Source organism: Streptomyces sp. NPDC041968, from assembly GCF_055589025.1.
This window is the reverse complement of the sequence record NZ_JBVJCB010000014.1, coordinates 183,626-195,964: the sequence shown is the minus strand read 5'-3', so window position 1 is coordinate 195,964 and position 12,339 is coordinate 183,626. Positions and strand designations below refer to the sequence as shown.

General features: G+C 67.9%; 7 protein-coding genes and 2 pseudogenes. 3 read left to right on the top strand and 6 right to left on the bottom strand.

Going from position 1 to position 12,339, the window contains the following annotated elements; all coding sequences use genetic code 11:
- Positions 1 to 199: 199 nt before the first annotated feature.
- The 6 genes and pseudogenes from ACZ6EG_RS29905 to ACZ6EG_RS29880 form a co-directional block, all read right to left on the bottom strand.
- Positions 200 to 319 (bottom strand): annotated as a pseudogene (locus ACZ6EG_RS29905) (IS5/IS1182 family transposase); the annotation flags it as partial.
- Positions 298 to 2,025 (bottom strand): annotated as a pseudogene (locus tag ACZ6EG_RS29900) (amylo-alpha-1,6-glucosidase); the annotation flags it as partial. The pseudogenes ACZ6EG_RS29905 and ACZ6EG_RS29900, both read right to left, overlap by 22 nt.
- Positions 2,026 to 2,112: 87 nt before the next feature.
- On the bottom strand, positions 2,113 to 2,979 hold the full coding sequence (locus ACZ6EG_RS29895) for a carbohydrate ABC transporter permease (protein WP_391971438.1): 867 nt from the start codon (positions 2,977 to 2,979) through the stop codon (positions 2,113 to 2,115).
- Positions 2,976 to 3,947, bottom strand: coding sequence for a carbohydrate ABC transporter permease (locus tag ACZ6EG_RS29890; RefSeq protein WP_469609154.1), 972 nt, complete (start codon positions 3,945 to 3,947; stop codon positions 2,976 to 2,978). The genes ACZ6EG_RS29895 and ACZ6EG_RS29890 overlap by 4 nt, the downstream gene beginning before the upstream one ends.
- A gap of 20 nt (positions 3,948 to 3,967) precedes the next feature.
- Positions 3,968 to 5,209: a sugar ABC transporter substrate-binding protein gene (locus ACZ6EG_RS29885; RefSeq protein WP_469609151.1), complete on the bottom strand. Its 1,242-nt coding sequence runs from the start codon at positions 5,207 to 5,209 to the stop codon at positions 3,968 to 3,970.
- Between the two features lie 123 nt (positions 5,210 to 5,332).
- Positions 5,333 to 6,376, bottom strand: a complete 1,044-nt coding sequence (locus ACZ6EG_RS29880) for a LacI family DNA-binding transcriptional regulator (RefSeq protein WP_391971441.1) — start codon at positions 6,374 to 6,376, stop codon at positions 5,333 to 5,335.
- A gap of 458 nt (positions 6,377 to 6,834) precedes the next feature.
- Here ACZ6EG_RS29880 and ACZ6EG_RS29875 point away from each other — a divergent pair, with 458 nt between their 5' ends.
- The 3 genes from ACZ6EG_RS29875 to ACZ6EG_RS29865 all read left to right on the top strand — a co-directional run bounded on the left by ACZ6EG_RS29875 (position 6,835) and on the right by ACZ6EG_RS29865 (position 12,121).
- Positions 6,835 to 10,452, top strand: coding sequence for a LamG-like jellyroll fold domain-containing protein (locus ACZ6EG_RS29875; protein WP_469609147.1), 3,618 nt, complete (start codon positions 6,835 to 6,837; stop codon positions 10,450 to 10,452).
- A gap of 430 nt (positions 10,453 to 10,882) precedes the next feature.
- Positions 10,883 to 11,344 (top strand): hypothetical protein, encoded by a 462-nt coding sequence (locus tag ACZ6EG_RS29870; RefSeq protein ID WP_469609144.1) that lies wholly within the window; start codon positions 10,883 to 10,885, stop codon positions 11,342 to 11,344.
- Between the two features lie 294 nt (positions 11,345 to 11,638).
- Positions 11,639 to 12,121, top strand: a complete 483-nt coding sequence (locus ACZ6EG_RS29865) for a DinB family protein (protein WP_391971444.1) — start codon at positions 11,639 to 11,641, stop codon at positions 12,119 to 12,121.
- The last annotated feature ends 218 nt before the right edge of the window (positions 12,122 to 12,339 follow it).

The following is a 12,339-nucleotide window of genomic DNA, read 5'->3' as shown; positions in this document are numbered from 1 at the left end:
GCGCCGGCAACCGAAGAGGAAGGTTGATAAGCCACGCCGACAGCCTCCCACCCACACGCCCACCACACCCACCGAACTTACGAAAAGATCAGTAAGGCGTGTTGCAGAAAGTTTGTCCGAGGCAGGTCGGAGCCGGTTATGAGAATGGTGCGTCATGCGGTGAGGGCGAGGTTGTGCTGGGGGACACGGCCTGGACCGCTTACTGGAGGCCGTCGCCGCGCTGTCGGCAGTCGCGGAGTCTTTTGCAGTGCTTCATCTGGAAGAAGACGTGCTCGACACGGGCATAGACGAGTCGCCGCCGCGCCTCACGTGTGCTTCGGCGAGCAGGAGGTAGCTACTGGCGGTCCAGGTGTAGGCGCGGTCCCGCAGGCCCGTTCCAGTCAGGGCGTCGAAGTTTTCGGCGAAGCCATGATTTTCGCACAGGGCGCGGAAGCGGGCGCTGACCTCGTCCGCCAGCCGGCGCTGTCCGGCGCGGCGCAGCCCGTCCTCGATGAGGACCGTGGCGGGGGCCCAGATCGGGCCGCGCCAGTAGCCGTCGGAGAGGTAGTGCGGGGAGGTCGGCAGTTCGGTGGCCAGTCCGTACGGGGTCAGGTGGGCCTCGATGCGGGCGGCCAGCACGCCGCTGACGTCATCGGGCAGGTGCTCGCCCAGCACTATGGGCATCAGGTCGAGGAGGCTGTCACTGTGCCAGGTGTTGCCGCTGTCAACTCCCCGGGCGACGAACCGGTCGCCGCTCCAGAGCTGGTCGAGCATCGCCGCCTGCGTCGTCTCGGCGGCTCGCGTCCACCGATGGACATCCTTCGGTATATCCAAGTAAGTTGCTATATTAACTAGTTCGCGAAGCTGGAGCACGAGGAAGGCGCTCAGGTCCGCGGTGACGACCACGCGTTCGGGGTCGAAGGTGGTGGCGTTGTCCCAGCCGCTGTCGTTGCCGTGCTGGTAGTGGGGCAGTGCGGCCCCGGGCGCACGTCGTCCGGTGAGCCAGAAGTCCGTCCAGCGTGTCAGCCTGTCGTACGTCTCAGCCAGCTCCGCCGGGCCGGGCGGCATGCTCAGCCGACGTCGCAGGTAGCCGAACGCCCAACCGTGGATGGGCGGTTTGACGAAGTTGCGGAGAACCTCGGAGTGGGTGACCGAGTCGGGCAGTGCCCCGGCCCCGTCCTGGTGGTCGAAGGGCAGGTGATACTGGTCCCACGCCAGTTCGGGCTGTCCGGGTGCCAGAGCCAGGGCGTTGAAGCAGTGGTCCCAGCTCCAGACCTTGTCCATCCAGTGCTTGGACATGAGGACGCCGGGCCGGGTGACCAACCCCGCCGGATGGACGGTCGCGGACCACACGACGTAGACGGCGAGTTCGGCGGCCGGGGTGGCGGACGACCGCCAGGGGGCCACCGTGTCGACGAAGTCCGCGAAGGAACTCTGCGCGGCTTCGACGATCTCATCGAAGGCTGCCGCCCGGGCGTACGCGGGGCGAGCGGTGTCGAGTTCCTCGATCGCGATCTCCCATGGGCCGTCCGCGTCGGCGGCGACGGTCAGGCCGCGGTCACCGCTGCCCAGGGCCTGGATGCCGAGAGTATTGGTAGCCGTGCCGGAGAGCACGGTGACGCGGTAGCGGCGACCTGTCTCGTACGAGGTGAACACGTACGCGTCGGCGGACGCGTCATGGAAGAAGTAGGTGCCGCTGAACGGGGTCAGCGTCCGGGCCGCCGCGGAGACGCGCAATGGCAGCCCCGCACCGCGCAGGCGCACCGTGTCCGGCGACTCGTAGGCAAGATCGACACGGTCGACGGCGCCGATCCAGCTCAGCAGGCTCGGAGTCGCCACCACGCGGGTCTCGGCCCGTTCCCCCGTCGAGGCGTCCAGCGGCACGAGGCTCAACACGGCGTGCATGCCGTTCTGGTGGGAGACGAGGTGGAGGTCCTCGGCCCAGATCTTCTCCGCCAGCACCGGGGAGATGTCGAACCAGGAACCGTACGTGCTGAACGGGATGTCCTGGACGGAGAAGGCCGGACCGGATCGGGCGGCGGTCATGAGATGTCACTCGTTTCTCGGGCAGGGGGCGCCGGCCGTCCGGCGGACGGGCACGGCCGTGGCGAGGGGGGAGGAGTGGTAAAGAGGTCAGTCCTTGACGGCACCGGCGGTCACACCGGCGGCGACGTAGCGCTGGGCAAGGACGAGGATGACCGCGGCCGGCAGCGAGGCCACGACCGCGGTGGCCATGATGGCGTTCCACTCCTGGTTGTTGTTGCCGATGTAGTGGTAGATGCCGAGGGTGATCGGCTCGTGGGGACCGCCGTTGACCAGGGTTCCGGCGAAGACGAAATCGGACCAGGACCACAGGAACGCGAACAGGGACACCGTGACGACGGCGTTGCGGCTCATCGGCACGACGATCGACCAGAAGGTACGCAGGGGCCCGGCGCCGTCCGTCTTCGCCGCCTGCATCAGCTCGCCGGGGATGCCGGACATGAACGCGGTGAAGATGAGCACCGCGAAGGGAACGGCCAGGGTGGAGTCGGCGACGATCAGGCCGGGGACGGACTGGAGCAGACCGAGGCTGAGGTAGATGGCGTAGAAGCCCATCGCCATGATGATGCCGGGGATCATCTGAGCGACCAGCAGGACGAAGCCGAGGACGCCGCCGCCGCGCGGGCGCAGCTTGGCCAGGGCGTAGCCGGCCGGAGCGGACAGGGCCACGGTCAGGACGACGGTGCCCAGGCCGATGACGAGGCTGGTACCCAGGTAGGGCATCTGCTCGGCGAGGACGGTGCGGTAGCCGTCCAGGGTGCCGTCAACGGGGAACAGGTCCGGTGGGCTCTTGCGCATGTTCTGGTCGCGTGTCAAGGACACGTTCAGCATCCAGTAGACCGGGAAGAGCATGATCCCGGTCAGCAGCAGGCCGACGGCCGTCTTTCCCCAGGTGCGCCTGTTTTCCCCCCGGGTGGGCTTGGTGTTTCCCCGCGTGTGCGTGGTGTTTCGGTTCATGACCATGCCTGCTTTCGCTGCACCCGGATGTACACCAGTCCGAAGACCAGGGCGGCCACCACCAGCAGGTTGCCGACGGCGGCACCCGGGCCGAAGGCGGGAAGCAGGTTGCCGAATCCGAGTTGGTAGGACCAGGTGGCGAAGGTGGTGGAGGACTCCGCAGGACCGCCCTTGGTCATGATCCAGATGATGTCGAAGACCTTGAGCGTGTAGACCAGGCCCAGGAGCAGGGTGATCGCGGACACCGGGCGCAGCAGCGGGAAGGTGATGCTCCAGAACCGCCGCCAGGCACCCGCCCCGTCCAGGGCTGCGGCCTCGTACAGCCCTGCCGGAATGGATTGCAGGCCGCTGTAGAGCACAACGAGGTTGAACGGTACGCCGATCCAGATGTTCGCGATGATCACCGAGATCAGCGACCAGCTCGGCGAGGTCAGCCAGTTCACCGGGGCGATGCCCATCCCGTGCAGGGCGGCGTTGACGATGCCGGAGTCGCTGTTGAGCATCCACGACCAGGTGGAGGCCGACACGATCAGTGGCAGCAGCCAGGGCACCAGGAACAGGGCCCGCAGCGTGGCGGAGAGCCGGAAGTGCTGGTGGAAGAAGACCGCGAGCGCCAGCCCGATGACGTACTGGAAGGCCAGGCACACAACGGTGAAGAGGACGGTGTGGAGCAGGGCCGGGAGGAAGGTCGCATCGGCGAGGACGGTCCTGTAGTTCTCCAGGCCCGTGAACGGGGCATCACCCTGGACGAAGGAACGGACGGTGTAGTTGCGCAGGCTCAGGTCGATGTTGCGGTAGAGGGGGTAGGCGTAGAAGAGAATGAGGTAGAGGGTCACCGGGGTGAGGAAGGACCAGGCGGCCCACTGCTGGGATCTGGGGCGGCGCCGGGTCCGGGACGGTGCGGCAGGGGCCGACTCGCCGTCGCCGGTCTCGGGCCCTGAGAGCGGCAATTGTGCCATGAGTCTCATCAACAGTCCCTGACGTGCGGCTACTTGACGGCGGACTGAGCGGCGGCAAGCGCGTCCTTCGGAGACTTCGAGCCACTGAGGGCGGACTGGACGGCCTTCCACAACTGTTCCGAGACCTTCGGGTACTTGGTGCCCAGATCACCGCTGGTGCGGCCCTTGGCCGCCTTGACCGCATCCACCCACGGCTTGAGCTCGGGGTCGGCTGCCATCTGCTTGCTCTGCACCTCGGTGGTGGGGGCGACGTAGGAGAGGGTGGTGTCGGTGTCGTACAGGTTCTGAGTGCTGGTCAGGCAGGCCGCGAGCTTCTGCGCGATGGTGTAGCGACCGGCGTCGCCCTGCACCGGGAGGGTGACGAACTCTCCACCGATCGGGGCCGCGGCGCTGCCGCCGTCGGAGGCCGGTATGGGCAGGACGCCGTAGTCGAATCCCGCCTTCTTGGCGTGGGCGAGCTGCCAGGTGCCGTTCTCGGCGAATGCGTAGTCGCCGGTCGCGAACTCCTGCCAGCTGGTGGTCTGGGTGTTGTTGAGTACGGAGTTGGGGGCGTAGCCCTTGCCCAGCCAGTCCGTCCACAGGGACAGGGCGGAGACGGCCGCGGAGGAGTCGATGTCGGTCAGTTCCGCGCCCGAGCCCCAGAACCACGGCAGGAACTGGAAGCTGCCCTCCTCCGTGCCGATCGCGGAGAAGGTGATGCCCTTCTTGCCCGCCTTCTTGACCTTCGCCAGCGCCGCCGTCATGGTCGGCCAGTCCTTGACCGAGGCGATGTCCACCCCGGCCTCCGTCAGAACCTCCTTGTTGTAGTACAGGGCAAGGGTGTTGGCGCCGATCGGAGTGCCGTAGGTACTGCCTTTCAGCTGGCCGGCCTCGAGCAGGTTGGGGTCCACGCCCGAGGTGTCGAGCTTGTTCTCGTCAGTGGTCGTGAGGACGCCGGCCTCGGCCAGGGTCGACACCACCGGGTTGTCGACGATGAGGACGTCCGGGGAGTTGTCCTGCTGCGCGGCAAGGAGTGCCTTGTTCGCCAGGTCGCTGGTGTCGAAGCCGGTCCGCTTGATCTGCACATCTGCCTCGGCACCGCAGGAATCAAGGAGCTTGTCCCAGGCCGAGCCTTTGGCGAACTGCGGGTAGGGATCCCAGACGGTGTACGTGCCGTCGTCGGCTTTCTTCGCCCCGGTGCCTCCCGAACCGCAGGCAGTGGCGCTGAGGGCGACGACCAGGGCGGTCGCAGCCGCGGTCGTCAGACGGCGCTTTCTGGCGGAGCTGTTCATCGCGGGTTCCTTTGTCTTGAGCATGCGGGTGCCGAGGGCGGTGAGCAGGTGGAGAACGCGGGCATGCCGAACGGCGCGGGTGACCGGTTCGGGTGCCCAGTGGTCTGACGCGTAGGGAGGTGATCAGGGCGTACGGGGCCCAGTGCCCACCGGGGGTGTGGCGCCGGCCGGCCCGGTGCTGGCCCGCAGGGACACCGGTGGTACGAGGAGGTGGTGCCGGGGCGGTGCGCCGGGGTTGTCGAGCCGCTCGACCAGGAGGTCGACGGCGAGACGGCCCAGCTCCGCCGCCGGTACGTCCGCAGCGGTGAGCTGCGGGGTCACCGTCTGGGCCCAGCGGCTGGCCACGACGCCGGTGACGGAGAAGTCACGCGGCACATGGCGGCCGGCCTCGACCAGCCCTCGGTACAGGCCGCCGAGCGCGGCCTCGTTCAGGGTGACCAGGGCCGTGGTGGCCGGATCGTCGTGCAGGATCTGTTCCAGACACGTCTGGCCCGAAGCGGGGTCGTCACCGCAGCAGTACGTCCGGACCGTCAGCCCGCGTTCGGCCGCGGCCTTCGTGAAGCCGTCCAGGCCGCGGTGCGCGGACTCGTACCCGCTCCGCAGCAGTTGCTCGGGGCGGTTGACGAAGGCGACTCGGCGGTGCCCGAGATCCGCCAGATGGTGCACGCACGCCTCCACCAGCGCGGTGTGGTCGAGGCCCGCCCACCAGCCGCCCTCGGGACGCGCGGTACGGCCGATGGCGACGAACGGGAAGTCCACAGCGGCCAGATGGTCCACTCGGTCGTCCTCGAGGCGGATTTCCATCAAAATCGCGCCGTCGACCCGCCGCTCCCCCAGCAGCCGCTGGAAGGAGCGGTCGCTGTCCACACCACTGGGGGACAGCAGTACGTCGTAGTCGCAGGCCGCAGCGGCCTCCACCACGCTGCCGATGAAGTCCAGTTGCATGCCCGTGTAATGGTTCCCGGCCGGCGGGAAGACCAGCCCGAGCGTGCTGGTACGCCCGTTGGCCAGGGCGCGGGCGCTGGCGCTGGGTCGGTAGCCCAGCTCGTCCACGACCTGCTGGATCCTTCTTCGGGTGTCCTCCGAGACTGGGCGCTTGCCGCTCAGCGCGTAGGACACGGTGCTCCGCGAGACACCGGCCCGGCGGGCGATCTCACCGATGTTCACGGCGACTCCTTCGTCGAACCGGTTCGCATGGAGCGAAGGTAGGAAGCGCCGGAGCGGCTGTCAATACTCGGGACGCGCTTCACCAAATCCCGTCAGCGGAACGGGAAATTCTCTCCGTCGGGGGGATTGCTGGCCGCTTTGCCCGGTGCTAGCTTCGCCGAACCGGTTCGATGAAGCGATCCCTCCGCCGAACCGACGGGGCAAGAAGCCCCCTGGGCCCGATCCACCTCCACCCCGGAACCCGAACCCGGAGCCTGGAACTGCCTTTCCGCTCGTTGGAGCGCAGCTGACCGAACGGGTTCGGCGTACTCCTCCCCAGGCTCTCCGCACGGAACGGCACTTGGACGAGCTGCCGACCGAGGAGGGCCGACCGGATCCCGGAACCCCTGACTGAAGGATTGAGGACGTAATCCATGCCATCCGCTGACAGATCCGCCCGGCGCCGAAGCTCGGCCGCCGTGGCCCTGGCTCTCGGCGCGGGCCTGCTGGCCACACCCGCCGCGTCGGCGCAGGCGGCCGACGCGCCCCGGCCCGCCGCTCACTACACCTTCGACCAGGACGACCTCGCCTCCGGAAAGATCAGCGACAGTTCCGGCCACGGTCTGACCGCGAGTCTGCTCAACGGATCCACCGCGCAGTCCGTCACCGGCACCGGCGGAGGCAAGGCGCTGGCTCTGCCGGGCGGGGCGCCCACCTCCGACGGTGCGTACGTCCGCCTTCCTCGCGAAGTGGTCGGCGGAGCAGACGACCTGACGGTGTCCGCCCGCGTGAAGTGGGGCGGCGACAGGTCGGCCTGGCAGCGGATCTTCGATCTGGGCAGCAACGACACCAAGTACCTCTTCGCCACCCCGTCCAACAACAGCGGCCTGCTGCAGACCTCGGTGACCACCGGCGGAGGAGGCGCGGAGGCGCAGACCCGCGGGTACGCGATGCTGCCCGCGGACGAGTGGCGGACGGTCACCGTCGCCCTCGACTCCACCGCGGGCCGGGTCACCACCTATCTCGACGGTGTGGTGGTCTCCTCCGCCGCCACCAGCATCAAGGCCAAGGACCTGCTGGGCGCTCCGGCCACGACAGCCGGCTACATCGGCAAGTCCTTCTATCCGGACCCCCTGTTCAAGGGGGCCATCGACGACTTCACCGTGTGGCACGCGGCGCTCAGTGCCGAGCAGGTGGCCGGCACGGTCGGAACCCTGCCCACCCTCAAGGAGCTCTCGAAGACGTCCTTCGAGGTCCGTACGACGTCCGGGACCGCGCCATCCCTCCCCGCCGCCATCCGCTCCTCCTTCTCCGACGGCTACGACCGCGACACACCGGTCACCTGGAACGACGTACCGGCCGACAAGTACGCCCGGCCGGGAACGTTCACTGTGGCGGGAACGGCAGCCGGGCGCACGGTGCGGGCGACCGTCACCGTGGTCCGCGAGGGTCAGCTCACCGTCGACCTCGGATCGGACACCGGCGCGTTCCACGGCGGCGCCTCCGGCACTCTCTACGGCGTGTACGGACCAGACGTCCCCACCAACAACCTCATGGAGGGCATGGGCCTGCGCACGGTCTCCACGAAGGCGCAGGACGGCCCGCAGCACCCCGGCGCCGACGCCCTGGAGGTGGTCAAGCCGCTGGCCGACTCCACCGACGGTGACGTGTACATCTACATGACCGACATCCACCGCGGCTTCCCGTACCAGTGGCCGGGCGACACCCCCGAGCAGAAGCTCAAGCTCTACCGGGAGAAGATCGTCAAGCAGGTCGACCAGGTCCTGGAGCTGCCGAAGGAGTACCAGGACAACGTCGTCTTCGTGCCGTTCAACGAGCCCGAGGGCAACATGTTCGGCACCGGCGAGTGGAGCTACAACAAGGTCAGCTGGCTGAACGACCCGGACGACTACTTCGCCGCCTGGGACGACTTCCACCAGCTCATCAGGAGCAAGATGCCCGAGGCCCGCATCGCGGGTCCCAACACCAGCATCCTCTTCGACCAGGTGAAGGGTTTCCTCACCCACGCCCAGGCCGCCGGTACTCTTCCCGACGTCATCACCTGGCACGAGCTGAGCCACCCGGAGGCGGTGCGCGAGAGCGTCGCCAAGTACCGGGGGTGGGAGAAGGACCTCTTCAAGGGCACCGCCAAGGAGGGCACCCAACTCCCCGTCAACATCAATGAGTACGCGTTCAACTACCACACCTCCGTGCCCGGCCAGATGATCCAGTGGGTGTCCGCGATCGAGGAGTCCAAGGTCGACGCCGACATCGCGTACTGGAACATCGACGGCAATCTCTCCGACTCCGCGGTGCAGTCCAACCGCGGCAACGGCCAGTGGTGGCTGCTCAACTCGTACGCTTCGATGAGCGGGCACACGGTGAAGGTGACCCCGCCGTTCCCGGGCGAGAACTACACCATGCAGGGCGTCGCCACGCTCGACGAGAAGAAGAAGCAGGCCCGGCTGCTCTTCGGCGGGTCCACCGGCAAGGGCCACATCACCTTCGACAACGTACCGGAGGAGATCTTCGGCGACCGGGTGCACGCCTGGGTGCGGGAGATCGAGTGGAGTGGCCAGCTGGGAGACTCCCCCGGGCCGCAGCTGCTCGCGGAGCGGGACGTGCGGGTCGGTGACGACGGTACGGTCGTCCTCGGCTTCGGCGACGGCGGACTGCCGAAGCTGAAGGAGTCCTCGGCATACGAGATCATCCTCAGCCCGGCCGGGAAGGCCGGCGGCACACAGTCACCGTCCACGCGCTGGAAGTCGTCGTACGAGGCGGAGGACGCCGCCCACACCGGGTCCGGTTACTCGAAGAACGGCCCGGAGGGTTCGCCCCGAGACGTGTCGAAGTTCTACACCTCCGGCGGCTACGACGTGGGGGGCCTGCGCACCGGCTCGGACCTCACGCTCGACTTCACGGTGGACGTGCCCGAGGACGGCACGTACGACCTTAGTGTCTTCGCCAACTCCCTCAACACCTTCGACAAGGTGAAGGAACAGGGCCCCACCAACGTCTTCCTGCGCGTCGACGGCAAGGCGGCCAGCGAGCAGGAGCTGCACCTTCCGCTCGGCTACAAGTGGGTGGTGTGGGACCACGCCGACACCAAGGTGAAGCTCACCAAGGGCAAGCACACCCTGACGCTCGCCGCGAAGAGCGCCGACGGCAAGCGCGCCACCCAGGGCGATGCTATCGTCGACCGCCTCCTCCTCTCCCTCCCCGGGGCTTCGGCCACCGCCCAGGTGTACGAGGGCGAGCTGGCCTGGCTGGACGGCGGGGCACGGCCCACGTACACGCTGCCGAAGCAGGCCACAGCCCCCGCCACCGGCTCGGGCGCGGTCCAGCTCAAGAGGGGCCAGACCGCAACGTTCTGGGTCCACTCACCCGCCGACCGCGAGGCCACCCTCCAGGTCGACACTCTCCGCAGCGCGAACGCCCGGCTCACTGTCAACGGACACGATGTCCTGCGCCTGTCCCAGGGCAGGAACAGCGTGGCGGTCTCCCTTTCGGGAGGGGTCAACAAGGTGACTGTAACCGGAGGTTCGTCCAGCACGCTCGTGGACCGGCTCACGGTCACGCCCACCCAGGGCGCGCTTCCGACTCGTACGTACGAGGCGGGCGACGCCGAACTCGCGGGCTCGGCCACGCTCGCCCCGCTCTCCCTGGCCACCGGCGGCACTGCCGTCACCGGCATCGGCGGCGAGCCCGGCAACGGCAACACCGCGACGTTCACCGTCGGCGCCGACCGGGCCGGCCTGTACGCGCTGCGCGTCCGCTACTCCAACCCCGAACAGTCCGAAGCCACCCACTACAACCCGGACCCGCTCGCCCGCCACGCCGACATCACCGTCAACGGCGACAAGATACGCCGCGTCGGCTTCCCGCACAGCTTCCACCGCAACAATTTCTGGGAGCTGACCATCCCGGTCCACCTCAAGAAGGGACAGAACACGGTCTCCTTCAGCTCCGAGGAGTTGCCGAACTTCGACGGCACTACCTACGCCTCGGACACCTTCCCCGGCGTACTGCTTCGTTCCCGCTACGCGCCGCTGATCGACCGGATCACCGTCGCGCCGTACGCGCGGAAGGTGCGATGAGGTCGTCACCACCTGCGGCACGGTGACACGCACGGTGGTCGGGTAGCAGGGGATCCATGCCTCACCCTGTCCGGCGGGGCGCACCCGCTCGACCACCGATGCCGCAGGCAGGCGCCTGGGTCCGACACAGTCGAACCGGGGATGGACGGCAAGTGAGGGTGCCGTCCATCCCCGGCAGACCGCTCCCGTTACGGCGTGGCGAGTACGGCGGTACGTCCGCCCGGCAGGGCACACCTGTGTCCCCGGCCGATCCAATGTGCCCTCAATGTGCCCTGGCCCCCTGAAGGCCCCTCCGGCACACGACGAGGGCGGAGCCCGAAAGCCCCCGCCCGAATCCCGCGAAACCCTAGGTCAGATCAGCTCAAGGCCACACCAGGCAATACGGCTGATGCCCCGCCTCATGCAATCGGTGCGAGAAGTCCTGCCACTCGTGCAGCATCTGAGCAATTCACTGCGCTTCGACCAGGAGACCATGTCCACCGCATCTCACCAGCCCTCCGCCAACCGTGTCGCCGCGCCTTCCACACCCGGCCGGACCGCTGAGATGCTTGCGTACGAGCTGCACCCGGCAGACATCACGCGTATCCCGGAGGGCACCGCGACGGACAATTACGCCGTCGTGGACCAGGCGGGCCGGCGGCACTTCGCCAAGGTCTACCGCACCCGCGAGCACCTGGACCTGGAGCGGGCGTCGGTCGAGCTGTCCGAGTACTGCGCCGACGGAGGTGTCGCGACCGCACGGGCAACCCGCGCGCGCGAGCACGAACTCATCGAAACCCACGGCCGCCTGCCCATGTCCCTGTGGTCGTACGTGCCGCACACCGCGACCGCCGAAGGCGGCCTGAGGGGCGCACGGTACGCATCCGTCGGCACAGCGAGCGTCAGGCCATGAACGGGACGCGACCAGCGCGTCGACCGCATCGAACAGCTCGGACATGGAACACCTCTCGACCGACCCTCTACTCCATGAAACGAACAATACGCGTGCTAATTCCGTGCGTAATGCATACGGATCGCGTTCTCGGATTAGGAACGGTGCGCCGCGTCATCCTCGGCCGGTGACCTCTCGCAGTGAAGGTTGAGCGTTGTCATCGAAGGTTGGTGACCGCTAGGTTTTCTCACCGAAGGGGGAACCGATACGCGCGTACGGCGATCCCGTGCTCAGCGCCCGTGATGGGAGACTCTGATGGGCCCGTTCGATGTGCCGTTGGATGACGAACGAACCCAGCTCGATGCGTTCGTCCAGGAGTATCGGGACGCCCTCGAGGTAACCCTCGTCGGCCTCACTGAGGAGCAGACCCGCCGCCGGCTCGTCCCGTCGGCGACAACGTTGCTCGGCTTGCTCAAGCACGTTACGTGGATGCAACGGGTGTGGTTCGAGGAGTGTGTCGGCGGCACATCACGTCAGGAGCTCGGCTTGGTTCAGAGCCCGGACGAGTCCTTCCGGCTTGCCGACGACGACACCGTCGCCTCCGTCACGGCGGCCCACCGGAGGGCCTGCGCGACGGCCCGGGCGGTGGTCGCCGACCTGCCGCTGGACACCATCGTGACCGGCCACCGTGCCGGGCCGCGCACGCTGCGCTGGGTGTACTTGCAAGTCCTACGCGAGCTGGCCCACCACTGCGGGCACGCTGACATCTTGCGCGAGCAGCTACTTGCCGCCGACTGAGTTCTGAGACCGGACACCTGCGTAAGGAGGAGCGGCTCCCTCGCAGTCACAAACGATGATGCCCAGGAGTAGTCACTCAACCTTCGATGAGAGGCGAGCGGGGTGGTTCCCTGCCAGGCCAGGCCGACGGCGCCCCGGACGCCCCCTCCTGAAAGGCGAGGATTCGGCATCGCTCGCCTTCACAACCTCGCCCTGACCGCGTAGCGGATCCATGTCGA

Bases quoted from the DNA above. Each gene is read 5' to 3' on its own strand.
- ACZ6EG_RS29865 (WP_391971444.1), top strand. From the start codon at position 11,639: ATGGGCCCGTTCGATGTGCCGTTGGATGACGAACGAACCCAGCTCGAT.
- ACZ6EG_RS29885 (WP_469609151.1), bottom strand. From the start codon at position 5,209: ATGAACAGCTCCGCCAGAAAGCGCCGTCTGACGACCGCGGCTGCGACC.
- ACZ6EG_RS29895 (WP_391971438.1), bottom strand. From the start codon at position 2,979: ATGAACCGAAACACCACGCACACGCGGGGAAACACCAAGCCCACCCGG.
- ACZ6EG_RS29890 (WP_469609154.1), bottom strand. From the start codon at position 3,947: ATGAGACTCATGGCACAATTGCCGCTCTCAGGGCCCGAGACCGGCGAC.